We start from the raw sequence: 26,126 nt of genomic DNA, 5'->3' as shown, positions 1-26,126 counted from the left end.
CTAACTAAACGCGTTTGATGGCAGGTTTGGCCGCAGTCTGTGGTCGCTGCTTGGCGGCTAAGTTATCTGCCTTCGTGGCCACTACCGGCTGATGATTGACTAATCCTAAACTCGTAAGTTGTAAGTCATCAGTTAAAAATTCCAAGGTCTGTACCCGTCGATTCGTCAGGATTCGAACACTGGCATAGACCAGGCCCAGCAGCAGTCCCATCACTAATCCCAGCAGAATATTAATCATTTTCTTCGGTGAAACCGGTGCATCAGGCGTCTCAGCTGGCGCGACGATCGTCACATTATTCACCTTGATAATCTGTTTGACCTGCGATTTAAACGTCGTGGCAATTTGATTGGCAATTACCGCACTGGCCGACGCGTTATGATCACGGACGACGATTGAAAACACCTGTGAATTAGCCGTGCTCGTGACACTCACCGCTTGCTTAAGTGTATTGACTGACCGGCGCAGTCCATGCTCATCCATTAAATCTTGACGAGCCGGCTTTAAGACGACCGAATTAGTGATCAACTCTTTATAGGTGGTGATCATCTGCACATCGGCTTGTTGGCCCGTTAAATCGGTTCCCGCACTGCTGTGTTTGCGATTGACCAGAATTTGGACATTCGCTTGATACTGCGGTTTTACGACCCACAGCGTTACGACAGTCGCAATCAGGCCGCCCAGCAATGTCAAACTCAACAAAACTTTCCAATAGTGCCGGACAAGTTTGACCATAAAATCAAACGTTATTATTTGCTCCATTTAACACGCTCCAATATCTCTTAATTGACTTTTACTTTAGGAATGTCATTCATTGTAGAAAACTAATTGCAAACAACGCAATAGTTTTCAACTTTTTTCATTAAACTCATATAAATGCAAGCGAATATTCGAAAATCGCCAGTTTTAAATTGACATATTAGTCAATAGTGTTATATTTATTGATAGTTACTACTCAAAATAATATAAAATGTATAATAATTTTACTTTTCTCCTGCTAGTATTCACTTACAAACGTTTCGATTAAATATCAGCCAACGTCCCTAACCAATTCATTTTTCAACTAATTAAGCTATGGACTAATGCATCATGCACAGGTCCTTTACAATCACAAAAAAAGACCACCTAATCAGTCCAAAAACTGATCAGTGATCTTTTTTAGCCTAAGTGGCTCCTTTTTGATAATGTTTCGGTGTCACGCCGCCACCGGCCAATGAAAACTTGACCGTCTGTGCGACATTTTTGGCAATGCCTAACGCTTGAATATCCTCAACGGAGGCAGCCGCAATCTTGCTCATTGAGCCAAACTTCCGCAATAGCTTATTGCGTGTCTTGGGCCCAACTCCCGGAATTTCGTCCAGCCGTGAACTCAACGAATGCTTGGTGTGGACCTGCCGATGGAACGTAATGGCAAAACGGTGCACCTCATCTTGGATGCGTTGTAACAAATAAAAGCCTTGGCTCTTCGGATCAAGATGTAAATGTTGATCCCCAGCTGACGCTAACAAGTCCGCCGTCTTATGATGTTCGTTCTTGACCATCGCAGCGACGGGCGTATCCAGGCCTAACTCGTTTTCTAAGACGTCCTTAGCCGCTTCCAGCTGAATCTCACCGCCATCCATTAAAATCAAATCAGGCAGTGCTGCATGCTCTTTTAGCAGCCGAGTATAACGCCGCCGAATCACTTCACGAGTTGACGCCGCTTCATCAGCATGGTCGACCGTCCGCAATTTGTATTTTCGATACAACTTTTTATTAGGCTGACCATCCGTAAAGACGACCATCGCTGAGACCAAATCAGCCCCCTGGATATGCGAGTGGTCAAACGCTTCAATCTTATGACCGGCTGGGATTCCTAGCGCGTCTGTGATTTCTTTCATCGCACCGGTGGTCTTGAGTTCATCCAATTCCAACAAGCGGAACTTCTCTTCTAAGACGATGCGCGCGTTTTTGTGCGCCATATCTAACAAATCTTTTTTCTGGCCTCGTTGCGGCGTGCGCACGGGAATCCCTAAGATATCACTCAACACTTGTTTGTCCAACCCACTCGGCACTAGGACTTCGCGTGGCAGCACATTATTCTTGCGATTATAAAATTGCAAAATAAAACTGGTCATTTCCTCGGGTGCCGTCGACACCACAGGGAATAGCCGCTTCTCACGTTTCATCAGGCGTGCTTGCCGAATAAAGAAGACTTGAATCGAGAGCCAACCTTTGTCCAAGTAAAAGTTGAACAAGTCCCGCGGTGTATTATCGTTCGAGATGATTTTCTGCTTCTCGACCGTCATTTCAATATAGTTCAGCTGATCGCGCAATTCTGCCGCTCGTTCAAATTCCAATTCTGCGGAAGCTTTCGTCATCCGTTTCGTCAGTTGCTTCTTGACCGTCTCAACGTGACCATTCAAGAATGACTTAATCCGCTTAATTTGTGCGTCATATTCCGACGTTGGTACCGTCTTGAAGCAGGCTCCCAAACACTGACCCATATGGTAGTACAGGCACGGCCGATTTTGAAAGCCATGACAGCGTCGGAGCGGATACACTTTTTGAATGAAGTTGACCGTTTCTTGCGCCGCATAGACGTTGGGATACGGCCCAAAATAATAACCGCCATCTTTACGGACATCACTGACAATCAAAATCTGCGGATCGCGCTCGTTTGTGATTTTGATATACGGGTAGCCCGTGCCCTTTTTTAACTTAATATTAAAGTACGGCTGGTGTTTTTGAATCAGTGTAATTTCAAGCAGAAAGGCTTCCTTGTCCGTCGAAGTCACGATGAATTCAAAATCCGCGATTTCCGAGACCAACCGCGCCGTCTTACCGGTATGGCTACTCTTGAAGTAGGAACGCACCCGATTCTTCAAATTTTTAGCCTTACCCACATAAATGATCTGGCTATTTAAGTTTTTCATCAGATAGCAACCAGGTAAATCTGGTAATAAGGCTAATTTATGTTCAATATGCGCGGATGCCATGTGACACCTTCCCTTCGTTTAGATTAGCATTATTAGTATACCGCCTGCTAGCATGGGGCTCAACCAAACAGCCCGCAAATATGATTTTAATTATGGTAACCAGATACCTAGCCATCTCACCGGATCAACTGCCAAGCATGAGACCAATCTGACGCCAGTTCGTGTTCTAAACTTAAATTAATCAGATTACCAACAACCGTTGACAGATAATCTTCAATCAACCAAATTTTGAACCATCCACGCAGCTTGCAATACCGCACAACTACCAGCCAGTCGCCACCGTTCGCACAATTCCTGACGTCAATTACTCAAGCACGTCCCCCGCCGCACTTCAACCCCTAAAAAAGCGGCAACCGAGAGCATCCCGGTTGCCGCCACTAACTTACATTAAAATTTTAGAGAGAAAATCTTGGGCCCGTTCCGTTTGTGGATTGGCAAAAAATTCATCAGGCGTATTATTTTCCTGAATATAGCCGTCAGCCATGAACCAGATCCGGTCAGCCACTGACTTTGCAAAGCCCATTTCGTGCGTCACGACCACCATCGTCATGCCGTCTTTGGCTAGTTCTTGCATTACATTCAGCACTTCGCCGACCATTTCGGGGTCAAGCGCTGACGTTGGTTCGTCAAACAGCATCACCTCGGGGTTCATTGCCAACGCCCGCGCAATCGCGACCCGTTGTGCTTGGCCCCCAGATAAACTGCTTGGAAAGGCATCCGCGTGGTCATCCAGTCCAACTCGTTGCAGCAATTCATGAGCCGTTTTAGTTGCAGCGGCATCATCCACGTGCTTGACCTTCATGGGTGCCAGTTTGATGTTTTCCAACACCGTCATATTTGGGAACAAGTTAAAGCCTTGGAACACCATTCCCATTTTTTCCCGCAAAGCGTTAACGCTCTTGGTATCCAGGGTGGTTAAGTCTTGGCCTTCAAAGGCAACTTGGCCGCTAGTAGGCGTTTCTAGTAGGTTTAAGCACCGTAAAAAGGTACTCTTCCCACCACCAGAAGGGCCAATCACAACGATCACCTGGCCTGGTTCAACTTTTTCGGTAATATCCTTCAACACGTCGTTTTCACCGAAGCTCTTCGCAAGGTCTTTAACTTCAATTACTGGTTTAGTCATGTTGCATTCTCCTTTCGAAGTAGTTCAAAATCCGTGAGGCGGTAAAGGTCAAGATAAAGTAGAGCACCATGATGACCACGATTGGTGCAACGCCCCGGTAGGTATCAGAACGAACAATGTTGCTTTGATAGATCAATTCAGTAACCCCAATAATTGAGACGATCGAACTATCCTTGATCAAGGTAATAAATTCGTTACCAAGCGATGGCCAAATATTCTTCAACGCTTGTGGCAAGACGACGTAGCGCATCGTTTCACCGTTAGACATCCCAAGACTCCGTGCAGCTTCGGTCTGACCGACATCCACTGAGTTGATTCCACCACGAATATATTCAGCGACGTACGCACCGGAGTTCAAGGAAATCGCAATAATCCCAGAAGTCAAGGCTGGCAGATTGACGAATAGTCCGAGACCAAAGTAAACGAACATCACTTGGACCATCATTGGCGTCCCACGAATAAATTCAACGTAGGCCGTCGCTAACCACCGAATGGCCGTCTTGAGCGGATTGCCCTTTGCCATCCGAGCTAAGGCGAGTAAAATCCCGATGATAAACCCGAAGAAGACTGAGCAAACCGTGATGATTAAGGTATATTCAATCCCAGTCGCAAAGGCTTTCCAGTAGTGACCCATCGAGGTATTGACAGTGTTAGTCTTTAAATACTTGCCGGCAGCTGGTAAATATTGCTTCTTAACTAAATTTTGCTTCTTGATCCGATCAACCGTCTTATTAACCTTGTTAACTAAGCTAGTCGACCCTTTCCGAAACGCGATTGCGGAACTGGTGGCACTGGAACTCATGTTGAAACCACTTGGAATGGCAACCAAATTCTTGTTGTTTGCCACATAAGCTTCAGCAGATGGCTTTTCCATGGCAACCCCGTCAACTTTATGGCTTTGGAGGGCTAAGATCAAATCAGATTGAGAGGTCATCCCTTTAGCTTTGGCAGTGGTCTGCTTCTTAACGGCGTTGTATTGCGTCGTCCCAGTTTGGGCACCCAGTGTCCCATTCTTGAAAGAATCTTTGTTCTTGTACTTGCCCTTATCAGTCTTGTTGATGACAATATCATAACCACCCTGATAGTAGACATGCGTGAAGTCAACGTTCTTCCGCCGTGAAGGGGTTGGGTTCATCCCAGAAATAATCATATCGATTTTCCCAGTCTGGAGTGCGACTAGTAACGAGTCAAATGACATCGATTTGATCTTCAGCTTGACGCCCAAGTCCTTGGCAACTTGCTTCCCAATCTGAACATCCATCCCGACAATCTTGCTCTTGCCATTGACTGTCGCCTGAAATTCATATGGCGGATAGTCTGGTGACGTCCCCATCACTAGGACACCCTTTTTTTGAATTTGTTCTAATGAATTATCGGCCGCTTGAGCATGTTGGGTCTGTCCGATTGGGACCACCGTCATGATCAGGGCCACAATAATGGTTAAAAATAACCCAAATCTTTTTTTCATAGGTATTCTCCTCGTTTTGTAATTTACAAGAATAAAGTATAACCGCATATGATTATTTATGCAAGTATTTTTGAAAATTTCTTTATTTTATGCATAAAAAGGCCATTTATACACGTTTTGGCCCCGTTAAAATGCATAAACGACGAATAACTGACAAATGGTCGGAAATTTGCTATGATAGGCGGTAATCGAAAGGAATGATTTTATGGGTTTAAAAGTACAACGTCAAGATAACCTTGATAAACTATTTGACAAGTTTGCCATTGGGCCTGACGATAAGGATAAACTCACCACGAAGGCCGTTCAGGATACAATCGACGAACATGCCAAACGAAAACAATCAAAGGCAACTGACAAAAAGGATGCCGACAAATAATGGCACGACAAAAAAGCGATGGACGCCTGTCCATCGCTTTTTTGTTTGCATCATTATCGCTTTAGCAAATTTTAGTACCGATTGTTTGCATCTTTTCACGCCGTTCCGCTTCGGTTTCTGGTGAAACGTCGCGCCAATCAACAACGGCCAAGGCACCGTCTAACATCCCACTGTCGTCTTTCAATGCCAGCGCATTGTGCCAGCGAGAAATATTCAACCCATTACCGAGATAGGCTTCATCGGCTGGCGCAACGTGCATCACGTAACCCGCATTATTTTCGAGCGGTGTGGTGTAATCTGGATCAGCATCCTTAAGAATGACTAATTGAAATTTATTACCAATGGCACAGCTGCCACCTAGACTGGAATATTTATTTGAACCGTCATCAGTTGTTAGAATAACTTGACTCCCTGCTGGGATCTTATCAGCTAAATAGGCTTGAGCATCGTCTTTGATATTGATTTTCATGTTAAGCATCCTTTCCTGAAAAAGCAATTAAGTTGTGCACAACTCTTTTTACAATTATTAATTTACCGCATTTCCACGGCAATTGCAATTAATAGACTCTCAAAATTCAAAAATAGTCGTTGCGGGTAACCTGCATTTGCAGATTATCGACAACGACTATTCTTGCTGTTAGCCTAACATATTAGGTTAACGACACTATTTTGATTGTATTTTACTTATTTAACCGGCTTACCACTAGGATACTTGTCGTTTAATTTTTGAATGTTTTGCTGAGCAACTTCTTCAAATGGAATATCAGCCCATTCAGCAACTTGTGATAAGTACCATAACACGTCGCCCATTTGCTTGGTTAGTTGGTCCTTACTCAAGGATTCACCGTGAAACGTATATTTTTTGACGAGATCCACCACTTGGCCGGTCTCAGAAGCCAAGCCCAATGATAAATTCGTCAAAACCTGTTCATTCCCATACAGCGTCCGGTTTGCCAACGCTTGATAGTCATTAAATTCCAAGTTAGTTGCCTCCTACAGTATGTGCTTCAATCCATTGCCAGACCGCGTCCTTGCCTTCTTTAGTCTTCGCTGAAAAGGCAATAAAATCATCTTCCGGTTGAAAATTGAGCGTTTTTTTAATTAAACTCTCTTGCTTGTTCCACTTGCCACGTGGAATTTTATCGCTTTTGGTGGCAACCACCAATAATGGCATCTCATAGTAACGCATCCACTCATACATGGCCACGTCATCCTTGGTTGGCGCATGCCGAGCATCAACCAAAATAACCACGCCACGAAGCGTATCACGGGTCGTCAAATAGGTCTCAATCATTTGGCCCCATTTTTCACGTTCCTTCTTAGACACCTTTGCATAGCCGTAACCAGGAACATCGACAAAATAGAGCTGATCCTCAACCTTATAAAAATTCAACGTCTGTGTTTTACCAGGTTGACTAGACGTCCGCGCATAGCTATTGCGATTGATCAATACATTAATTAGAGAGGACTTCCCAACATTTGATCGTCCAGCTAGGCCGATTTCGGGGAAACCCGTAGTGGGATATTGACTAGGCGCCACCGCGCTCATGACAAGTTCAACGTTATGCACTTCCATCGAATTAACTCCTTCTGCAACTCGTTATTGCACCCATTTTACCATAAATACGATCATCAGCAGACTACTACGCTCACATCGCCGAAAACAGCACTCAGGACCGCCGATGAAGACTCACCGCGGTCCTGAGCGTTACTTATTAGCGTTGTGGCTCTCAAACACGTCTAGGACGCTTTTTGGTCTGCCAATACTAATTCTGGTTCTGCATGATCAGCAACCGTTTCGCGGGTAATGATCACTTTCTTAACATCTTCACGACTAGGAATATCGTACATAATATCCCGCATCGTATCTTCAATAATCGAACGAAGGCCACGTGCACCCGTATTACGAGCCAGGGCCTCTTGTGCAATTGCTCGGAGCGCATCATCATTGAAGTCCAGTTCAGCACCATCAAGCGCGATCAAGCGTTGGTACTGCTTAACTAGTGCGTTCTTCGGTTCCGTCAAGATACGAACTAAGTCATCTTCCGTCAACCGTTCAAGCGCCGTTAAAATTGGCAACCGGCCGATAAATTCAGGAATCAACCCAAATTGTAATAAGTCTTCAGGGACAACTTGTTGCATCAAGCTCTTAGAATCATCCAAGACGGCATTCTTACCATCAGTGTCAGTACCAAAGCCAATCGTCTTATCGCCTAAACGCCGCTTAACGATATCTTCGATGCCATCAAACGCGCCCCCGACGATAAAGAGAATATTGGTGGTGTCGATTTGAATAAATTCTTGTTGTGGATGCTTACGACCACCCTGCGGCGGCACATTGGCAATCGTGCCTTCCAAAATCTTCAGCAACGCTTGTTGAACCCCTTCACCGGAAACGTCCCGAGTGATGGAAACATTTTCGCTCTTCTTGGCAATCTTATCGATTTCATCGATATAGATAATACCTTTTTCCGCGCGTTCAACGTCGTAGTCAGCATTTTGCAATAGCTTCAGTAAAATGTTTTCGACGTCTTCACCAACATAGCCGGCTTCCGTCAAGGTCGTGGCATCTGCAATTGCAAATGGGACATCCAAGATACGGGCTAAACTTTGGGCTAAGAAGGTCTTCCCAGAACCAGTCGGACCAACCAAACTAATATTACTCTTTTGTAATTCAGGACCATCCTCGGTCTCTTCATCATCACTATCAGCCATGGCTTTCACACGCTTGTAATGATTGTAAACCGCAACGGAAAGTGTCCGCTTCGCTTCATTCTGACCGATCACATATTGGTCCAACTCGTCAACGATTTGTTTTGGCGTTGGAATATCTGTTAATTCATGGGTTTGTTCTTCACTAAACTCTTCATCGATAATTTCTTTACATAAATCGATACATTCATTACAGATATAAACGCCGGGGCCAGCCACGATCTTTTTAACTTGATCTTGTGATTTACCACAAAACGAGCAGTTCACAGGGCCGTTTGTCTCGGTATTTTCAAACATTCATTCTCACCTCATCGATGTATTTACATGGATTAATCATAACAGAAAAGCCAAGCTAAAACCAGCTTAGGCACTGTCTTCTACGTCCACTACTATAACATGGACGAACCTATTCCCGAAATTATTTGTTCAAGATTGCCTTCCCTACTGCCTAACCGTCACACATGGGATCCAGTTACTATCACTTAATTAGGCGCATTGGCATTTAACCACGCTATGTAAAAAGACCCTGGAAGCAAAACCTTCCAAGGCCTTCTGACTGATTGCGTTCAAAGAAAATTAGTCCTTGTCGCTATCGTCTTTCTTGTCATCTTTTTTGTCGTCTGCTTTGGCATTTTGCTTTGCAGAATCAGCAATCAAGTCAACAGCTTGGCGAATGGCGATGTCATGTGACAACATGTCATCAGTTAATGCGCCACGAACTGCGCTTTCTTCCATGTTGTATTGACTAGCTAAGTCCTTAACTTCGGCAGCAATTTCATCTTGAGATGGTTTGATGTTTTCAGCTTCAACGACGGCTTCTAAGACCAAGTTAGTCTTAACCCGACGTTCTGCGTCAGCAGCAAATTGCTTGTGCAAGTCGTCTTCAGTCGTACCAGTCAACTTGTAGTAAGTCTTAGGATCGATACCTTGTTGTTGCATGTTTGCTAAATATTGATCCATTTGACGATGAATGTCGTCTTCCTTCATTGCATCAGGAATGGCTTCGATTTCAGCATTGTCAACAGCTTGGTTCAAAGCTTCGTCTTCAATGGCATCATGAGCAGCAGATTCTTTTTGTTCCTTAAGTTCATCCTTGATCTTAGCCTTTAATTCTTCAAGTGTGTCAACGTCATCGTCAACATCCTTGGCAAATTCATCATCTAATTCAGGGAGTTCCTTAGTCTTAACTTCGTGAACCGTTACTTTGAAGGTTGCTTCTTTGTCTTGCAAGTCTTCAGCTTGGTAATCCTTAGGGAAGGTTACCTTAACTTCAGTTTCGTCGCCGGCCTTAACACCAACTAATTGGTCTTCGAAGCCAGGGATGAATGAGTTAGAACCTAATTCAAGTGAGTAGTTTTCTGACTCGCCACCTTCAAATGGTTCGCCATCAACGAAACCTTTGAAGTCAATAACGACAGTATCACCCTTAGCAGCTGGTTGGTCTTCTTTCAAGACTAATTCAGCTTGCTTTTCGCGACGTGATTCTAATTCAGCGTCAACGTCCTTAGCGTAAACCCGCGTGTTTTGACGCGTTACACTAAGTTCCTTGTATTGACCAAGCTTAACTTCTGGCTTAACCGTAACAACGGCTTTCAGAACCCAAGGCTTGCCCTTTTCCATGCTGTCAACATCGATTTGAGGTTGGTCAACTGGTTCAATTTCAGTATCTTTGATTGCTTCTTCATATGCCTCTGGGAGCACGATATTTAAAGCATCTTGATAAAGTGCTTCTTCACCGTACATTTGGTTGAAGATTTGACGTGGAACCTTACCCTTACGGAAACCAGGAACGTTTAAGTTCTTTTTAGTCCGTTGGAAGGCTTTGTCAATACCTTCTTTAATTTTGTCAGCACCAATTTCGAATGTTAATTCGCCTTGGTTGCCTTCTTTCTTTTCCCACTTTGCAGCCATTGTATTCCCTCCGAAACATTATAATTTCTACAATTCAAGTCAATTGCATACTTGTTAAGTTTAACCTATCGTTGCCGTAAAGTAAACCGAATTGGTTAAAAAAGCGCGTAAGCACGCCCGTTATTATAGATTTCCTTAAAAAAAGCGACTCGGAAGAAGACTTCCAAGTCGCTTAGATCAATCAATGAAAATCAGTTAGAGATTAGTCATCAATTTCTGAAACAACACCGGCACCGACAGTATGACCACCTTCACGAACCGTGAACTTGGTACCCTTTTCGATGGCAGCTGGTTGAATCAATTCAACAGTGAACGTTACGTTGTCACCAGGCATAACCATTTCAACACCGTCTGGCAATTCAATAACACCAGTGATATCAGTGGTGTGGAAGTAGAATTGTGGACGATAGTTTGAGAAGAATGGCGTATGACGGCCACCTTCTTCTTTGCTCAAGATATAAACTTCACCCTTGAACTTCTTGTGGGTTTGGATCGAACCTGGCTTAGCCAAAACTTGGCCACGAACAACTTGTTCACGGTTAACACCACGTAATAACGCACCAACGTTGTCACCGGCTTCACCTAAGTCAAGCGTCTTACGGAACATTTCAAGACCCGTAACAGTTGACTTAAGAACGTCTTCGTGTAAACCAACGATTTCAACTTCATCGCCGACTTTAACAGTCCCACGATCGATACGACCAGAAGCAACAGTCCCACGACCAGTGATTGAGAAGACGTCTTCAACAGGCATCAAGAAAGGCTTTTCAGTATCACGAACTGGAGTTGGGATGTATTCATCAACAACATCCATTAAGTGCATGATAACCTTTTCTTGTTCTGGGTCGCCTTCAAGTGCTTTAAGCGCTGAACCACGGACAACAGGAATATCGTCACCAGGGAAATCGTATTCTGAAAGTAATTCACGTACTTCCATTTCAACCAAGTCAACTAATTCGTCATCGTCAACAAGATCAGTCTTGTTTAAGAAAACAACGATATAGTCAACACCAACTTGGCGAGCCAAGAGGATGTGTTCACGCGTTTGTGGCATAGGACCATCAGTTGCGGCAACAACTAAGATCGCACCGTCCATTTGAGCGGCACCAGTGATCATGTTCTTAACGTAGTCAGCATGTCCTGGGGCATCGATATGGGCGTAGTGACGCTTTTCAGTTTCGTATTCAACGTGGGCGGTGTTGATAGTAATACCACGTTCACGTTCTTCCGGAGCAGCATCGATAGAAGCAAAGTCTTGTTCTTTAGCCAAGCCCTTTTCTGCTAATACCTTAGTGATTGCAGCGGTCAAAGTAGTCTTCCCATGGTCAACGTGGCCAATAGTACCAATGTTTACATGGGGTTTTGTTCTTTCATAATGTTCTTTTGCCATTAATGAAACCTCCTGTGATTTTCGCAAGAATAATGCCAAGACAAAAGAGTCTCAACAATTCTTTAGTTAGTATTATACTACATCCTAGTGAAAAGGCCAAATTACGCACCCATCACTGAGAATCCTTAAATATTATATATAGCCTAATCTGATTTGTAAACAGATATTATTCAAAAAATTGAATTTTTGTTAGTTAATTCTTATTAAGCATGATTATTGTTGTAAATCAAGACTAAATTGCTGAATTTTCTGCTGAATTTTCATCATTTTTTCTTGTTCTTCCGATAAGTTGGTCGTCTCCTGACCAGTTTGCTGTGCAATTAAGACGGCCACCCAGTCCGCTGGATCAGTAATTGCCAATTCTGGACGCGGATATAAGTACATTAACTGCAATTGTAAAAGTTCTCGTAAATTTTCATATAAAAAGACATCCTGGTCAGCAAGCTGAATTTTAAGCAGCTGTTTCGTCGCTAAACTGATTTCATCGGCGCCCACTTCAGTCAACTCGGCCGGGCAAAGTGTCAGTTGACGATCATCCAGTAACCATTGCATCTGCACCGGTGTGTTCACCTGCAGTTCATGTAAGGTATAGAGTACCTCTGAACGTGTCAAAGGATGCAAAAACGGATCCACCAGTAAAAATTTGGCCGCGGTCAAATAACGTTGCATGGTCAGATGACGTGCCGCCTGTAAATCGGCTACCTGTGCCTGAACCGGCTGATCAGACAAGTGATAAAAATGTCGCATCGTGGTTGTCAACGTGGACTGCAAATGTGCCTCAGCGTCATTTTCAGCGGCTGAGAGCGTGGTTAATGCCGCCTGGGTCCAATCACTCTTCCCGCGTGCAACAATCACGATTCGCGCTGAGATAAACTCATGATTAGCAATTAGCGCGCGTAAATACACGGATGCCGCCTCATCGGAAGCCAGATATTGGCCTTCGAATTCACTCGCGTAATTGCGCGCGGTGACATACTGCTGGTCGGCAACCAACGCTCGCACTAGCTGAAAATTATTGGCGGCCGATTGTTCATCTTGATAAATTTGTTCCCATAAATTAGCTGCTTGATTCCAGTCTTTTTCGGCCACTGCTTGTTCAGCAGCTGTTTGACGCTCTGCTGGGGTCATCTGAACATGCTCCTCTCTTAAAAAAATCCGCAAATAAATCAAAATAAAAGTCTAAAGTAAAAAGTCGGAAATTTCTTCCGACTTTTTACGCTGATTAAGCTTCCGGTTGGCGTTCAGCCGGCTTGTTTGATTTTGACTTTTTGCTTCGACGGTGGTGCTGATTGACTTCCATGATAACTGGTAAAATGACCGGGTGACGTTTTGTCTGATCCCACAAGTAGTGGTTCAACTTTTCGCGAACCGCTTGTTTCAAGTGGCCCCAATCAAATTCCTTGTTATCAAGATTTTCTTGGACCGTCGTCCGTACCAATTCGGCGCTTTCCTGCATCAAATCTTTGCTAGTCTTGACGTAGACGAAGCCCCGTGAGGTAATCTTAGGTGTCGAAATAATCTTTTTCTTCTTACGATCAATTGTGACCACTGCCACAAAGATACCATCTTCGGATAAGATTTTCCGATCACGTAACACGATATTACCAATGTCACCGACGCCAATACCATCAATCATGGTGTCTCCAACTTCAATCGAGCCAGCTAAATGCATGGTGTCACCATCATAACGTAATTGGTCACCCTTGGCAGCAATTAAGACGTGGTCATCAGGAATTCCGACTTCACGCGCAAAACTTGCGTGCGCATCTAGCAGCCGATATTCACCCTGAATTGGAATAAAGTATTGTGGCTTCATCATGTTGATCATCAATTGCAAGTCACGCTTAGCAGCATGGCCCGATGAGTTCATTTCATCCGCAATTGCTTTGACGTCTGCGTCAGCGCGATAAATCATATCACGAGTTTTGGCAACGACTGTTTCCATTGAATGGGAAGGTGTCGTCGTAATGAAGACCAGGTCACCCTTTTCAATGTTGACCTTACCCTCTTGCTTGTTCGCCATCCGCTGTAAAGCTTTGATGGGTTCACCCATGCGGCCAGTCTGCAAGATAACGACCTGTTCAGGCTTCAACTTGTCGATGGCCTTTAACGGCACAACGACATCTTCAGGCATGTGCAGCTTGCCTAAGTCAATGGCCGTCTTGACGATGCTTTCAACATCACCAGGCATTAAGGCTACTTTACGGTCGGACTTAGCTGCCGCATCAAGCACTTGTTGAATCCGTAAGATATTTGAAGCGACCGATGCCACAATGATTCGACCAGGATGATATTTGAAGGTTTCCAAGACGTAGGCCGCAATCTCACGCTCACTCACGGGTTGTTCGTAGTTTTCAGCGTTGGCTGAATCACTGAGTAATGCCAAGACACCCTTTGAACCGATTTCGGCTAAGCGCGCAAAGTCGGTTTGGTAGTCACCGGCAGCCGTTGGATCAAACTTAAAGTCACCTGTGTAGACAATTTCACCGGCACTCGTTTGTAGTACGATTCCCATGGAGTCTGGAATTGAATGGGTCGTCCGGAAAAATGAGACGGTGACCGTACCAAAGTCAATTTCCGTCTTCTCATTAACAACGTGAAAATCGTTAAACTTCTTAGCTTGTGGGTCCTTCTGCAACTGAATTTTAGCCAATTCAATGGTTAGTTCTGAACCGAAAACTGGCACGTTAAATTCATTTAAAAAGTATGGTAAAGCACCGATTGCATCCGCATGGCCGTGCGTTAAGAACACACCAACGATTCGATCAGCATTCTCCCGCAAATAACTGAAATCTGGAATAACGATATCGATTCCGAGCAATTCATTTTCCGGGTATTTCAGCCCACAGTCCAAGATATAGATATCACCGTCGACTTCGACAGCATACATGTTTTTGCCGTTTTCACGGACCCCACCAAAGGGGGTAATTTGAATTTTTGAACTCAATTATTTCACCTTGATTCTTCTATATATTTAATGTTTTAAATAACTGAGTTGTTTGCTCAGCACTTAATGGTAAGATTGGTAGCCGCGGATCACCGACTGGCTGGCCTAAATGGTTCAGTGCAGCCTTAACTGGTGACGGCGATGGTGCGCTAAACAACGCACTCATCTTTGGTGTCAAGTCACGTTGATACTTCGCAGCTGTCGCAATATCACCCTGTTCGATGGCAGTAAACATTGCGGTCATTTCGTCACCGTAAATATGACTGGCCACGGAAATCACACCGGCACCACCAATTTCCTTAGCTGCTAGGCTTTGAGAATCTTCACCAGTGTAGACTAGAAAATCAGCTGGTGCGTTTTCAACGATTGCGCCAAATTCTTCCATTGATGCACACTGCTTGATCCCAATGATATTTGGGTTTTGAGCCAACGTTAAAACGGTTGAAACTTCCATCTTAACAATCACGCGGCCAGGAATATTGTAAATAATCACTGGCAAGCCACCCTGTTCAGCGACGGCCGTAAAGTGTGCAATCATTCCAGCTTGGTCAGGTTTATTATAGTAAGGAACCACTACTAATGCGGCATCGATACCGTCAATTTGGCTGACCTTCTTGGTGAAGGCAATCGTCGCAGCAGTACTGTTAGAACCAGTCCCGGCCACGATTGGCACCCGGCCGTCCACGATTTTAGCGGCTTTTTTAAGTAAGGTTAACTTCTCATCTTCAGTCAACGTTGGGGCTTCACCAGTGGTACCGCCTACTAGGATACCCTGCGTCCCATGCGCCAATAAATGTTCAATCAAGCTTGCCAACCGCTTTTCGTCTAGTTGTTGGTGATCATCGAAGGGGGTCACCATTGCGGTCATCAAGTCAACGTTTGCAAAGTTCATGATCTAAAAACTCCTCTATTAAAATTTACAAGTACCCAATGTACCTGTTCCGATTAAGTAACTCTTTTCAGTTTACCACATTTTAAAGTAAAGCAATAGTTAGACCATTCGATTGGGGCTCAGCGCCCTGGTTGTTGATGAAAATATAGCCCCCAAAGCCCCAGTGCAATGACCTGCAAGCTGGCTGTCACGAGAAAAATCGGCTGATATCCCCACTGATTAGCAACTAGCACGGCCAGCCCAGGACCAACCACATTACCACAAGCCTGTGCTGATTGATTGAGACTAAAAACCCGACCAAACGCAACTTGTGGCACCCGTTCGACCGTCATCACTTGCAAGGCAGGTAATAACGCCGCATCCGCAATTCCTAAGATCAAGCGCAGGATAATCAATTGGCCAACTTGCTGTACCAGACTCGTCAGAATTAGATCACTGATAGCGAGCCCGAGAAATATGAGGAGACATCGCCCCGCACCGAGCCGGTCAATCAATCGACCAATTCGGCCGGCCATTAAAATCGTCGCCACCCCGGGTGCAGCCGCGACGAGCCCCGTCAACAGGACAATCGTGTGCGACGACGCTTGTGGCGCTAACTGCATTACAAACAAACTCAAAATGGGCGTTACCGCATTCGTGGTCGCCTGAACAACTAAGAGTGAGGTTAAGAGCGCCATGATAAACACCCCACCAATTTGCTTCAAGATCGGTCGTAGTGGTGCCAAAGCCTGCCGACTAACGGGTGTCACGTCTTCCTGAACGCCCCACAACGTCATGACAAAAACCATCGCCATCAAGCCACTCGTAACGATGAAGGCTCCGCGGTAACCAACCGTATTCGCAAGCACACTCCCGAGAAGCGGACCCATTAGTGTGCCACTAATACTTCCCGTCACTAACTTGCTCAGCCACTGTCCCCGACGCTCCGCTGGTGCTGTTAATGAAATCAGTGCGTTGGCATTATTAATATATCCCGAAAAAGCACCCTGCGCCGCACGCAAGATAAGCAGAATCGTCACGTTGGGGGCTAAACCCACGCCCAGAATCGTCAACGTCATCATGCCAGAAGCGCGCAAACACATTAATTTACGGCCCTTCTGATCAGCCAGTCGACCCCATAACGGTGCCACAAGTGCTTTACAAGCATACGTGACTGCGAAGGCGGCCGCACCAAGTAAATTTAACTGCGTCGTGGAATAATGTCCCAGCGTTTGAATATAAAGCACAATAAAGGGCAAGGTCATCGCGTTACCTAAATCTGTAATCAGACTGCCAAACCATAGAATCCTAAAATTGCGGGTCAATGTTGTCGTCGCTTGCATAAAATCTCCTCAATCATCCGTTTTAATAGTTTTCAGTATAGCGAACGGTTGTTTGAGTTTGATAAAGTTTATGTATCGTTTTTGTAATGGTACAAAAAAAGAACCACCCGAAGGCAGCTCTTCTAAATTCAATATTAACGACGAAGACCAAGACTTTGGATTAAGTCACGGTAACGGTTAACGTCTTCTTTACGAAGGTAAGCTAACAAGTTACGACGATGACCGATTTTCTTCATCAACCCACGTTGTGAATGAAAATCCTTCTTGTGAACACGTAAATGTTCGTTTAATTCGTTGATGTCTTCTGTTAAAACTGCAACTTGGACTTCAACTGAACCAGTATCGCCTTCGTGACGGGCATACTTGTTAATAAGTTCCGTCTTCTTTTCGCGTGAAATTGCCATGTGTTTCAACCACCTTTCCAATAATTGCCCTAAACTGAGTAAATCGTTGGTGGTGCGCGATAAACTAAGTAAAGGGTTGCTTAACACTTGGTATAGTCTAGCAAACTCCCCATTAAAATGCAAGTCTAGTGACAAGCGAAGTTCAACGTCATGTGATCAAATTGGTCGTAACCCTGCAGATCAACAACGTATAAATCAGCATGGTAGCCGAATACACCATCTGAGACCGTCCGGCATTCAATCCGCGGCTACTAGCCTTTTTCATCCTGATTGACCTGCCCTAACTCGCGGTTGAAACGTGTATCAAGATAAATTACTTTACACATAACGGTTGCAATCAAGCCGGGGCTTATGTATAATAGCATTTGTTGAAAAAATGATGGAGGTGAATCTGATGCCAATTATCAAATCCGCTATTGAACGCGTGAAAACAAACAATAAAGCAAACGCCCGTAACACCGCCCAAATGAGTGCGATGCGGACTGCTGTTAAGAAATTTGAAGCTGCTAAGACTGCCGGTGCCGACAATGTCGACGAACTTTACGTCGCAGCTGCTAGCGCTGTTGACAAGGCTGCTTCTAAAGGTCTTATCAAGCGCAACAAAGCTGCCCGTGACAAGTCACGGATGGCCGCACGTTACGCAAAATAAGCTAATTTAACGCCTGAGCCTTGCGATGGCGTTTTTTTATATAAAAAATTAATGAACGATCTAAAAAACATCTGAACCGTGGGCCTCCTTGCCCTGGTTCAGATGTTTTTTAGATTAACCGTAATTTAGATGGTGACGTATTCATTATTGACCCTAATAAGCCCCCGACCGTGCTCGTGTTGCCGTTCGCCGCTCGTTCACGAACTGCACCATGAATAATTCGAACAGCAATTCGGGATCACGTTGCGTCGTTTTCATTTGTTCTTCAGTTTGCAGTAATCCTAAGTAAGCGGCGCGTAAAGCTGCTTGATCAAAATGGCGCACCGTTTGCATCGCTAACTTGACGCGGTACGGGTGGACTTTTAACGTGCTGGCCAAACTGCCCTGGCTGTAACCCGCCTGCGCCATGATCTTAACTTGTAGCAATAATCGAAATTGGCCTAACAGAATCGCATTGATCTTTAAGGGGGCTTCTTGAGCCGCAACCAATTCGTGGTACAGCTCTACTGCTGGCTGCGTGCGATAACGTAAGACGTCATTAACAAGGTCAAACACATTCTGTGTCAGCGATTTAGTCACTAACGCTTGTACTGCCGCCAAATCAATCTGCTGAGACTGAGCGGCGTAAATCATTAACTTCGGTAGTTGACCCATAATCAGTCCTAACTGCCCATCCGTTCGATTGACCAATTCTTGCAACGCATCCGCATCGATACGAATCTTCTTCTCATCCAAAGCTGCCTGGACGTAGCGCTGGGTCTCCGCCTCCGACACCTGATTGATTTCAATCATCGTTGCTTGTTTTTTGAGCGTTTTGACGAGCTTTTTACGCGCATCTAACTTCTCGTAAGGGGCCATTAACACTAGAATCGTGCTTGGCTCCGGTTGTTCAAGATAGTGCTGTAACGAGTCCAAATCGTGATCGACCTTGGTCTTTTTATTTTCACCCGTCAAAAAATACGGATGGTTGATAAAGACCAGCCGGCGCTCACCAAAAAATGACGCTGACATCGCATCATCGAGTGCGACTGCGACCGGTGTGGTCTCCATATCATAGCTGCCGACGTTCATCGTTTGTTCTTCAGTCGGAATTTGCTGCGTCAACGCCTGTTTGAGTTGATCCGCTAAATAGTCGACGGTTCCTAAAATCACATAAATCGGTGCAAGTTCACCGTTGCGAATCGTTTTTAACGCTTGCTGTGCGTTGATAGCGATTACCTTCCTTCAAAAATGTTTGCCACTGTCCCTGCCGATGATTAAAAAATCGATAAGTAATCATGCCTTGCAGGGCCGTGGAATACGTTTCAATGCGTAAATTGGCTAAAGTCGTCAGTGTTTCTTGATTGGGATGACCGTACCGATTATGGCGGCCAACCGAAAGAATCCCTTGTCGCACCCCGAGCTGTTGCAACGCTTCAGGGTCCGACGCCGTTTTACTGCCGTGATGTCCTAATTTTAACACATCCACCCGTAATTGCGGATAGCGGGCAGCGATTGCCCGTTCTCCAGCTCGGTCCAGGTCACCCGTAAACATAAAACGGCGCTGACCAAAGACACCCGTGAGCACCAACGAATCTTCATTTTCGGCCCGGCCTGGTCGAAACGGATGAACGGCTGTCAATCCGTCCGCAAACGTCTGCCCAGCCAGCGCTTCCATCACAATTGGTGGCTGTTTCGCCGGCTGCAATAATTTTTGAAACTTATCTAAATGTGCCATTCCAGCTGGTACCACGACTCGTTTAACTGGCATCAAGCGTAGTAATTCACCCAGATCACCGATATGATCAACGTCTTTATGCGACAAATATACCGTATCCAAATGCGTAATTCCCAGTCGATGCAAATAATTAACGGTAATGGTCTCGACTCGAGCCTTAGGTGTCAAGCCATCATCTTGCCAGTGGGGCTTGGAAAAATGCAGCCGGCCGCCGGTATCAATCAGACTCACTTGTCGGTTAAACGGCTGCCGAATCAGGATTGAATCACCCTGCCCGACGTCGATGAACTGCACGGCGCCATGCAACGGGAATCGCATGCTGAGGATAAAACACCCGTATGCCAACACTAATAATCGCCGGTACCGGCGCGTCGGCGTCCGCAACAACCACAAACTCAGCAAACTGAGTCCCCACGGCCAGATGGCATTCGGCTGGCCCAACACGAGTAATCCTGGCCAGTGACTGACCCAGTCCAGCCACGTTTGAAAGTTGACTAATAGCCATTCACAACTGCTAGTGATTCCCGGAACCTGCGTGCCAAAAATCGCCCCAATCATGGTTACAGGAAATAACAACCAGCTAAAGAGTGGCGCGACGATTAAATTGACCGCTAACGACAACGCATGCCACTGAGCAGTCGCGACTAACAAGACCGGCAAGCTGATCACTTGAATCCACACCGCCAACTTCCAAGATGGCATGCTCGGCATCAAAATCAATAGCAGGGCCAAACCATAACTCAATTGGCCCCCTAATTGACTCAAGACTAATGGATTATGAATCAATCCAATCATCAACGCTAGACTCCAACCGCGCAACGCACCACTCGTTCGGTGCGTCACGAGCTCCCAAACAATTGGCAAGGCTGCGGTAATGACAGCGCGTTGTAGACTATCGGCGCCACCACCCAAGATTAGATAAGCCGGCAATAATCCTAATAGCCAATAGTCCGTCGCTTGCCTGCTTAAATGCAGCCGGATCAGTCCCCATTTTAAGAAGCTAATCAGTAAGATCACGTGCATCCCAGAGAGACTGAAAAGGTGCAGTAAGCCTAATTGTTGGACTGCCCCCATCGTCGATTGAAAATCAGCTGGCCGCAATCCAACCAACAAAGAACTCGCATAACGGGCCAACATCGGTGGTAATTGCTGACAACGTTGTGCAAAAGCCCAACGCCACTGATGTAAGCGGTCAACAATTCCCAACCACCCGGTACGCGGCGCTGCTTGAATCTGAAACACCTGCGTGAGCGTCAGTTGTTGGGCAATCCCCTGACTGCGATAATACATGGGAGCATCAAATTGACCGGGATTGGTCGGTGGATCAATGGGTGCCAGCGTCCCCTGAGCGTGCCATACCATTCGTCTGGTTACCCGTTGTAACCACTGCTTATCATGGGCGGATTTTAACTGGCCTCTGACTAACACGCGTCCAACCGAACCGTTAGCCACCAGTTGGTACTGACCACCCCGAATCGAGATCGCATCTGGTTGGACGGTTAACTCAGCCTGCATTGACTGACTCGGCAGCGCCGCTAAATGTTCAAAACGGTGATTTTGCCAGCTAAACCAACCGGCAAAGCCCACCACACATACCAACGTTACCATCAGTGTATGCCGCTCGCGCAAACACCAGACCCGAAAGAGCCACAGTCCGAGCAACACTGCGGCAATCGGTTGTTGGCTTACTAACCAACTACTAAGTAGACCGCAACTAATTGCGGCGAAAAATAACGGGCGCACTTAGTCACGATTAAGTAAAATCTGGTTAAGATTCAATTTGTCTAAGTCCGATTGGTCGAACTTGACCTGTTGAAGTGCCACGTGTTTCCGTTCAATCAGTGACATGGCATAATCGTCGTTGTGATAATTACGTAAATAATGAATTTTGGTGATACCAGCCTGCAGCAGCATCTTGGTGCATTGCAAGCACGGAAAATCCGTGACGTAGATTTCAGCACCATCCGTTGCAGCGCCAAACTTCGCACATTGCAGAATAGCGTTCATTTCCGCATGAATCGTCCGCACACAGTGACCATCAACTAAATAGCAGCCCTCATCGATACAGTGCACATCGCCCGAAACTGAGCCGTTGTAACCACCCGCGATAATCCGCTTATCCCGGACGATGGTTGCACCGACCGATAGGCGTTCACAGGTACTCCGGCTAGACAGGAGCACCGCTTGCATCATAAAATATTGATCCCATGGAATTCGTTGATCTTTCATCATCTTATGCCTCGCTTTCAATGACAGTAGTATAACAAATTGTCCGCTTCGAAACTAGACGGTCAGTTGGTCTTTGTATTTTGCGACCGTCTTCTCCCCAAAACCACTTACATTTTTCAAATCATCGACAGATTTAAAATTACCATGCTGTTGCCGATAAGCAATAATCTTTTCGGCCTTTTTCTGACCGACCCCACTCAGCTTTTGAAACGCTGCAACATCGGCCGTGTTCAAATTGACCTTCTCACTCGAACCTGCACTAGTACTTGCTGGTGAGCCGCCCCCAGCAGTGGTCGTCGCAGGTGTCGGACTCGGTGTTGCCGTTGCAATTGCGGGCAACTGTTCACCCTTAGCTGGCACGTAGACCACTTGTTGATCCGTCACCTTTGCCGCCAAATTGACCTGTTGTTGGTCCGCTTGGGGTTGCATCCCCTGTGCGAGTTGAATCACGTCGGCCACCCGCATACTGCTGGTGACCTGATAAAGCCCGGGTTTGTTAACCGCACCTTTCACGTCGACAAAGCCGGGCGCTGAGCTGGTCGTCGCGGGATTGACTGCCGCTCCTGATGCGCCTGTCGCTACCGAAGACGCACCAGCGGCTCTCCCGTGACTACTCTGGCTGCCACTCATCATTGTCGGATCAGCCCCACTAGCGCCCGCAGTCGGATCAAACACATTGGTCGCAACGGCGGCCTCTGGTTGACGATGCTGACTCAGCACTAAACCAGTTAGTAGAATCAGAACCGCGGCGCTCACAATCGCAAGAACGCGCCAGTGATTTTTTGCAAATTGAATCCAAGTTGTCATTCACTCTCACCCCTTCAACGAATAATTACGTCAAACGAGGCGTGAATCCACGAAAAAAGTTTGGGTTTCACCCCAAACTTTTCAGTAACTAATTCAATTATTTTGAATGGGTTTGTAAGTAATGTACTGCCTGCTTGAACGACGTGACTGGCACAACTTTCATGTTGGGCGCATACTTTTTCGCGGTGGCTTTCGCCAATTGATAATTGGTCTTGCCCTGCTCTTCAACAGCTAAGAGCGCTTTGGTCGGTTTGACGTACGGTGCAAAGAAAATTGTCGCACCCGCCCGTTTGGCCGCAATCACCTTTTTATCGATGCCGCCGATTTCACCGACCTGACCATTTTGATCGATCGTACCAGTCCCAGCGATTTTTTGACCATGCCGTAAATTCTGATTGGTTAATTGCTGATAAATCTGCAAACTAAACATCAGGCCTGCGGATGGACCACCAATTTGGCCAGGATCGACTTTGACCGGAATCTTGGTGGTGACCTTGACATTATCAGTCAGCGTAATCCCGATTCCGGCCCGGTGCGTACTCAGCTTAACCAAGGGTGCTGTCGCCTGTTTGGTCTTGCCATTGCGGCGATAGCTAATCGTCACACGATGACCAACGCCCTGCTTACTAATATAGCGTTGATAGGCGCTCGCCGTATTGAAATGGTGACCATCGACCTTGGTGATCGTATCACCGACCTTCAACTGGTGCTTAAACTTCGAATTCGACTGAATATCTAACACATAAATGCCTTGATAGGTCGTTCGATAGCTCCGGTGTGCCGCTGAATAGGCTGTGGCAATTGCTTCATTGATTGCACTACGCATGTAGAACTTCTGAACTCGGTTATAAGTCGCATCGTCTTGACCACCCGTCATGTCTTCGGCACTAACGACGTCATAGTGTGGATTCAACTGTGCATACAGCCACAAAGCCGGTGTTGCCGGGGCTTCTGCGACCGACGTCAACATGAATTTACCACGCCGTTTGTCAGGATGGTGCTTGACCGTCACAAATGATTTTAAATTGTCCGCGCTCCCGGGACCCTCGATGTAATATGGCAGTGGCAGTAAGAAAAACACCAGTAGTACCACCACAATTAAAACGAGGCCCCAGTACCGTTTCCATAATCGTTGTACCGTCTTCATTGATCACTCTTCCCTAAACGTTGCTGCAACTTCTGAGCGACCGCCGTTGGGACGTATTTAGAAACATCCGCCCCCATCTTAGCCACTTCCTTGATTAAACTCGAGGAAAAATAAGCGTACGGTGGGCGGGCAATCAAGCAAATCGTTTCAATCGAATCATTCAACGACTTGTTCATCCAGGCGATATCACGTTCATAGCCAAAGTCCTGTTCATTACGTAGTCCTCGAACCAGGACTGTCGCGTGGACGCTGGTCATGAAATCAACCGTTAAACCGGTTGCAGCCTGCACCTCCACGTTCGGCAAATCGCTGACTTCCGCACTGATCATGGCAACCTTTTCGGCCATCGTAAATAAGGGTTGTTTGCTGGTATTGACCATCACCGCAACGATTAAATGATCGACAAACCGACTCGCGCGCTGAATCATATCCAGATGTCCCCGGGTAATGGGATCAAAGCTTCCGGGAAAAACTGCTGTCACCATAACTAGACTTCCTCCGTTACTTTTTGATAAATGGTAATGACTGTAATGCCGTAATCCTGTTGCCGAACCAAGGCAAAGCCAGGCAAATCTGCGGGCAAATTGGCATTCGTATCAGTCTCACACACGATGTGGCAACCCGGATTCAACAAGCCCAGGGCCGCACAGCGTTGAATGTCCTTGACAATTTGTTGCTGAGCGTACGGCGGGTCTAAAAATACCCAGTCAAAACGCTCATTTTGTGCAGCTAGTCGGTCTAGAACCCGCTGAGCATCACCTTTAATGACTTCAAAGCGGTCTGGGGCCTTAGTCACCGCAATATTATCCTTGATCGTTTTAATGGCCTGATACTGGCGGTCAATCAAAACGGCGCGGTCGACACCACGCGAGACTGCCTCGATACTCAGCCCACCACTGCCGGCAAATAAATCTAGTGATTGGCCACCATCGAAGTACGGGCCAATAATATTAAACACCGCTTCTTTGACTTTATCCGTGGTCGGTCGCGTCTGCATTCCAGGAACCGCCTTTAAGCGCCGGCCACCAAAGTCACCTGCTACAATTCGCATCTCTTTTTCACCAACTTAATCTTCTTCATCATCATCGTCGTCAGGTGCACCGGTCGTCGTTGGCTTGAAAAAGCCCTGATCCACCCGTTCACCAAAGTTCATGGCAACGTCCGGCCGGTACGACGGTTCTACCTTGCGGACAAAATTTAATTTTTTAATTTTCGTCGTGGCTGCCGGAATTTGATGTTCATCCATGTACAACACGACGTAATGTTGCTTACGTGATTGATATTGAATCAATCCAAAACGCTTCAGTTGACGCACCTGCTTCATCGAATAAAGATACACGATCAACGAACGACGCGGCTTAACTGTAAAATCCATCGAACCTCACCTCTTCTACATAAATTACTGTTACGCGTTGTGTTAGTTATTATTTAGCACTGAAGATAATCAAAACGTGCCAGTTAGTGGATTCCTGTTCGTCAGCCAGTGATCGTCTTAATCCGACTTCCGGGGCTGGCTGACAATTGCTGGAACGTAAGCCGACATCGATTTGAACTCACGCAGAAAACCACTGCGCAATTTCAAATACGAGTCTTATTCTAAGCCGGAAGCAGCCCACTTCCGACTAAGAATAATTTGGCTACTGAGCATTGTCAGCCAACCCCTACAGTCGGGAAGCCACTCGAATGGCGGATGAACGGCCACCTAACTTGGTGCAATTGCCCCATAGCTATTTAGTTACGGTACCTTCAAGCAAACTTTGAATCAGCATTACACTGATTTGTCGCATCTAAATGTTGGTAAGATGGCAGGAATTCAGTCGATTGCGTTGCCTTTCACTTAGCATAAAGACTTTGTCATCTCAGGCGAGTAGACGAAACCTATACAACCTTTAGTAAAGCTGAAAGTTTGCAGAATCGAAATACAGTAAGATAGCGTAGAAACTTGTCAGTCTCACAGTGGAATGCCAACATGGCGTGTATCAAACATCAACGACCGGTTCATTTAAAGTTGGGGTCCGCAAATGTCCGCCTTTCGAATAGGATCCCGGCTGGAAGG

25 protein-coding genes are annotated in these 26,126 nt (G+C 45.9%); 2 read left to right on the top strand and 23 right to left on the bottom strand.

The genetic code is table 11. The features are described from left to right. Nucleotides 1-4 precede the first annotated feature (4 nt). The 4 genes from MZO40_RS05365 to MZO40_RS05350 all read right to left on the bottom strand — a co-directional run bounded on the left by MZO40_RS05365 (nt 5) and on the right by MZO40_RS05350 (nt 5,567). Complete coding sequence (locus MZO40_RS05365; protein ID WP_105921351.1) at nt 5-760, bottom strand: YveK family protein; 756 nt, start codon at nt 758-760, stop codon at nt 5-7. A gap of 401 nt (nt 761-1,161) precedes the next feature. Continuing rightward, entirely contained in the window at nt 1,162-2,976 is a 1,815-nt protein-coding gene (gene uvrC / locus MZO40_RS05360) for an excinuclease ABC subunit UvrC (RefSeq protein ID WP_105961074.1), read from the bottom strand. Between the two features lie 382 nt (nt 2,977-3,358). Next, the gene (locus MZO40_RS05355) at nt 3,359-4,099 is read right to left on the bottom strand and encodes an amino acid ABC transporter ATP-binding protein (RefSeq protein WP_088771120.1); all 741 of its coding nucleotides are present in this window, start codon (nt 4,097-4,099) and stop codon (nt 3,359-3,361) included. Beyond that, on the bottom strand, nt 4,092-5,567 hold the full coding sequence (locus MZO40_RS05350) for an ABC transporter substrate-binding protein/permease (RefSeq protein ID WP_105961507.1): 1,476 nt from the start codon (nt 5,565-5,567) through the stop codon (nt 4,092-4,094). Before MZO40_RS05350 ends, MZO40_RS05355 begins: the two co-directional genes overlap by 8 nt. Before the next feature lie 205 nt (nt 5,568-5,772). Between MZO40_RS05350 and MZO40_RS05345 the strand changes: the two genes are divergently transcribed. Continuing rightward, nucleotides 5,773-5,943, top strand: a complete 171-nt coding sequence (locus tag MZO40_RS05345) for an SPJ_0845 family protein (RefSeq protein ID WP_082230224.1) — start codon at nt 5,773-5,775, stop codon at nt 5,941-5,943. Nucleotides 5,944-6,004: 61 nt separating this feature from the next. Here the strand turns inward: MZO40_RS05345 and MZO40_RS05340 are convergent, their stop codons facing one another. The 11 genes from MZO40_RS05340 to rpsO all read right to left on the bottom strand — a co-directional run bounded on the left by MZO40_RS05340 (nt 6,005) and on the right by rpsO (nt 17,521). Next, on the bottom strand, nt 6,005-6,412 hold the full coding sequence (locus MZO40_RS05340; protein ID WP_050338448.1) for an iron-sulfur cluster biosynthesis family protein: 408 nt from the start codon (nt 6,410-6,412) through the stop codon (nt 6,005-6,007). Between the two features lie 215 nt (nt 6,413-6,627). Beyond that, nucleotides 6,628-6,924, bottom strand: a complete 297-nt coding sequence (locus MZO40_RS05335; protein ID WP_003639013.1) for a nucleoside triphosphate pyrophosphohydrolase family protein — start codon at nt 6,922-6,924, stop codon at nt 6,628-6,630. A 1-nt stretch (nt 6,925) separates the two neighbouring features. Beyond that, nucleotides 6,926-7,519 (bottom strand): ribosome biogenesis GTP-binding protein YihA/YsxC, encoded by a 594-nt coding sequence (gene yihA, locus MZO40_RS05330; RefSeq protein WP_050338447.1) that lies wholly within the window; start codon nt 7,517-7,519, stop codon nt 6,926-6,928. A 164-nt stretch (nt 7,520-7,683) separates the two neighbouring features. Continuing rightward, entirely contained in the window at nt 7,684-8,952 is a 1,269-nt protein-coding gene (gene clpX, locus MZO40_RS05325; protein ID WP_050338446.1) for an ATP-dependent Clp protease ATP-binding subunit ClpX, read from the bottom strand. Between the two features lie 279 nt (nt 8,953-9,231). After that, complete coding sequence (gene tig, locus MZO40_RS05320; protein WP_003639016.1) at nt 9,232-10,566, bottom strand: trigger factor; 1,335 nt, start codon at nt 10,564-10,566, stop codon at nt 9,232-9,234. A 202-nt stretch (nt 10,567-10,768) separates the two neighbouring features. After that, nucleotides 10,769-11,956 carry an elongation factor Tu gene (gene tuf, locus MZO40_RS05315; protein WP_050338445.1) on the bottom strand — a complete coding sequence of 396 codons (1,188 nt, stop codon included), beginning with the start codon at nt 11,954-11,956 and terminating at the stop codon, nt 10,769-10,771. A gap of 213 nt (nt 11,957-12,169) precedes the next feature. Next, nucleotides 12,170-13,084: a hypothetical protein gene (locus MZO40_RS05310; protein WP_105961245.1), complete on the bottom strand. Its 915-nt coding sequence runs from the start codon at nt 13,082-13,084 to the stop codon at nt 12,170-12,172. A gap of 94 nt (nt 13,085-13,178) precedes the next feature. Beyond that, on the bottom strand, nt 13,179-14,903 hold the full coding sequence (locus MZO40_RS05305) for a ribonuclease J (RefSeq protein WP_050338443.1): 1,725 nt from the start codon (nt 14,901-14,903) through the stop codon (nt 13,179-13,181). 19 nt (nt 14,904-14,922) lie between these two features. Then, entirely contained in the window at nt 14,923-15,795 is an 873-nt protein-coding gene (gene dapA / locus MZO40_RS05300; RefSeq protein WP_003639020.1) for a 4-hydroxy-tetrahydrodipicolinate synthase, read from the bottom strand. Nucleotides 15,796-15,914: 119 nt separating this feature from the next. Continuing rightward, nucleotides 15,915-17,117 carry an MFS transporter gene (locus tag MZO40_RS05295; RefSeq protein ID WP_050338442.1) on the bottom strand — a complete coding sequence of 401 codons (1,203 nt, stop codon included), beginning with the start codon at nt 17,115-17,117 and terminating at the stop codon, nt 15,915-15,917. A gap of 134 nt (nt 17,118-17,251) precedes the next feature. Continuing rightward, nucleotides 17,252-17,521: a 30S ribosomal protein S15 gene (rpsO, locus tag MZO40_RS05290; RefSeq protein ID WP_003639022.1), complete on the bottom strand. Its 270-nt coding sequence runs from the start codon at nt 17,519-17,521 to the stop codon at nt 17,252-17,254. 394 nt (nt 17,522-17,915) lie between these two features. Here rpsO and rpsT point away from each other — a divergent pair, with 394 nt between their 5' ends. Next, entirely contained in the window at nt 17,916-18,170 is a 255-nt protein-coding gene (rpsT, locus tag MZO40_RS05285; RefSeq protein ID WP_003639023.1) for a 30S ribosomal protein S20, read from the top strand. A 153-nt stretch (nt 18,171-18,323) separates the two neighbouring features. On the opposite strand, the gene holA is transcribed toward rpsT, so the two are convergent. The 8 genes from holA to MZO40_RS05245 form a co-directional block, all read right to left on the bottom strand. After that, nucleotides 18,324-19,379: a DNA polymerase III subunit delta gene (holA, locus tag MZO40_RS05280; RefSeq protein WP_252133175.1), complete on the bottom strand. Its 1,056-nt coding sequence runs from the start codon at nt 19,377-19,379 to the stop codon at nt 18,324-18,326. Continuing rightward, the gene (locus MZO40_RS05275; RefSeq protein ID WP_105961246.1) at nt 19,339-21,630 is read right to left on the bottom strand and encodes a DNA internalization-related competence protein ComEC/Rec2; all 2,292 of its coding nucleotides are present in this window, start codon (nt 21,628-21,630) and stop codon (nt 19,339-19,341) included. The genes holA and MZO40_RS05275 overlap by 41 nt, the downstream gene beginning before the upstream one ends. After that, complete coding sequence (locus tag MZO40_RS05270; RefSeq protein WP_050338439.1) at nt 21,631-22,119, bottom strand: ComE operon protein 2; 489 nt, start codon at nt 22,117-22,119, stop codon at nt 21,631-21,633. Between the two features lie 51 nt (nt 22,120-22,170). Then, nucleotides 22,171-22,923, bottom strand: a complete 753-nt coding sequence (locus MZO40_RS05265; RefSeq protein WP_088771114.1) for a helix-hairpin-helix domain-containing protein — start codon at nt 22,921-22,923, stop codon at nt 22,171-22,173. Nucleotides 22,924-23,020: 97 nt separating this feature from the next. Next, nucleotides 23,021-24,070 carry a SepM family pheromone-processing serine protease gene (locus MZO40_RS05260; protein WP_105920344.1) on the bottom strand — a complete coding sequence of 350 codons (1,050 nt, stop codon included), beginning with the start codon at nt 24,068-24,070 and terminating at the stop codon, nt 23,021-23,023. Continuing rightward, the gene (gene coaD / locus MZO40_RS05255; RefSeq protein ID WP_101873309.1) at nt 24,067-24,555 is read right to left on the bottom strand and encodes a pantetheine-phosphate adenylyltransferase; all 489 of its coding nucleotides are present in this window, start codon (nt 24,553-24,555) and stop codon (nt 24,067-24,069) included. The genes MZO40_RS05260 and coaD overlap by 4 nt, the downstream gene beginning before the upstream one ends. Nucleotides 24,556-24,557: 2 nt before the next feature. Further along, on the bottom strand, nt 24,558-25,121 hold the full coding sequence (rsmD, locus tag MZO40_RS05250; RefSeq protein ID WP_101873308.1) for a 16S rRNA (guanine(966)-N(2))-methyltransferase RsmD: 564 nt from the start codon (nt 25,119-25,121) through the stop codon (nt 24,558-24,560). A 15-nt stretch (nt 25,122-25,136) separates the two neighbouring features. Continuing rightward, nucleotides 25,137-25,445, bottom strand: coding sequence for a YlbG family protein (locus MZO40_RS05245; RefSeq protein WP_050338434.1), 309 nt, complete (start codon nt 25,443-25,445; stop codon nt 25,137-25,139). Between the last annotated feature and the right edge of the window lie 681 nt (nt 25,446-26,126).

Origin of the sequence: Lactiplantibacillus sp. B652, from assembly GCF_023806745.1 — a bacterium.
GTDB lineage: Bacteria > Bacillota > Bacilli > Lactobacillales > Lactobacillaceae > Lactiplantibacillus > Lactiplantibacillus pentosus.
Note: the sequence above shows the minus strand (reverse complement) of the source record. Positions and strands in the feature narration are given on the sequence as shown.

Bases quoted from the DNA above. Each gene is read 5' to 3' on its own strand.
- clpX (WP_050338446.1), bottom strand. From the start codon at position 8,952: ATGTTTGAAAATACCGAGACAAACGGCCCTGTGAACTGCTCGTTTTGT.
- uvrC (WP_105961074.1), bottom strand. From the start codon at position 2,976: ATGGCATCCGCGCATATTGAACATAAATTAGCCTTATTACCAGATTTA.
- rpsO (WP_003639022.1), bottom strand. From the start codon at position 17,521: ATGGCAATTTCACGCGAAAAGAAGACGGAACTTATTAACAAGTATGCC.
- rpsT (WP_003639023.1), top strand. From the start codon at position 17,916: ATGCCAATTATCAAATCCGCTATTGAACGCGTGAAAACAAACAATAAA.
- MZO40_RS05245 (WP_050338434.1), bottom strand. From the start codon at position 25,445: ATGGATTTTACAGTTAAGCCGCGTCGTTCGTTGATCGTGTATCTTTAT.
- MZO40_RS05365 (WP_105921351.1), bottom strand. From the start codon at position 760: ATGGAGCAAATAATAACGTTTGATTTTATGGTCAAACTTGTCCGGCAC.
- MZO40_RS05355 (WP_088771120.1), bottom strand. From the start codon at position 4,099: ATGACTAAACCAGTAATTGAAGTTAAAGACCTTGCGAAGAGCTTCGGT.
- MZO40_RS05350 (WP_105961507.1), bottom strand. From the start codon at position 5,567: ATGAAAAAAAGATTTGGGTTATTTTTAACCATTATTGTGGCCCTGATC.
- yihA (WP_050338447.1), bottom strand. From the start codon at position 7,519: ATGGAAGTGCATAACGTTGAACTTGTCATGAGCGCGGTGGCGCCTAGT.
- MZO40_RS05260 (WP_105920344.1), bottom strand. From the start codon at position 24,070: ATGAAGACGGTACAACGATTATGGAAACGGTACTGGGGCCTCGTTTTA.
- MZO40_RS05270 (WP_050338439.1), bottom strand. From the start codon at position 22,119: ATGATGAAAGATCAACGAATTCCATGGGATCAATATTTTATGATGCAA.
- dapA (WP_003639020.1), bottom strand. From the start codon at position 15,795: ATGAACTTTGCAAACGTTGACTTGATGACCGCAATGGTGACCCCCTTC.
- MZO40_RS05340 (WP_050338448.1), bottom strand. From the start codon at position 6,412: ATGAAAATCAATATCAAAGACGATGCTCAAGCCTATTTAGCTGATAAG.
- MZO40_RS05345 (WP_082230224.1), top strand. From the start codon at position 5,773: ATGGGTTTAAAAGTACAACGTCAAGATAACCTTGATAAACTATTTGAC.
- MZO40_RS05310 (WP_105961245.1), bottom strand. From the start codon at position 13,084: ATGACCCCAGCAGAGCGTCAAACAGCTGCTGAACAAGCAGTGGCCGAA.
- MZO40_RS05265 (WP_088771114.1), bottom strand. From the start codon at position 22,923: ATGACAACTTGGATTCAATTTGCAAAAAATCACTGGCGCGTTCTTGCG.
- rsmD (WP_101873308.1), bottom strand. From the start codon at position 25,121: ATGCGAATTGTAGCAGGTGACTTTGGTGGCCGGCGCTTAAAGGCGGTT.
- MZO40_RS05295 (WP_050338442.1), bottom strand. From the start codon at position 17,117: ATGCAAGCGACGACAACATTGACCCGCAATTTTAGGATTCTATGGTTT.
- tuf (WP_050338445.1), bottom strand. From the start codon at position 11,956: ATGGCAAAAGAACATTATGAAAGAACAAAACCCCATGTAAACATTGGT.
- tig (WP_003639016.1), bottom strand. From the start codon at position 10,566: ATGGCTGCAAAGTGGGAAAAGAAAGAAGGCAACCAAGGCGAATTAACA.
- coaD (WP_101873309.1), bottom strand. From the start codon at position 24,555: ATGGTGACAGCAGTTTTTCCCGGAAGCTTTGATCCCATTACCCGGGGA.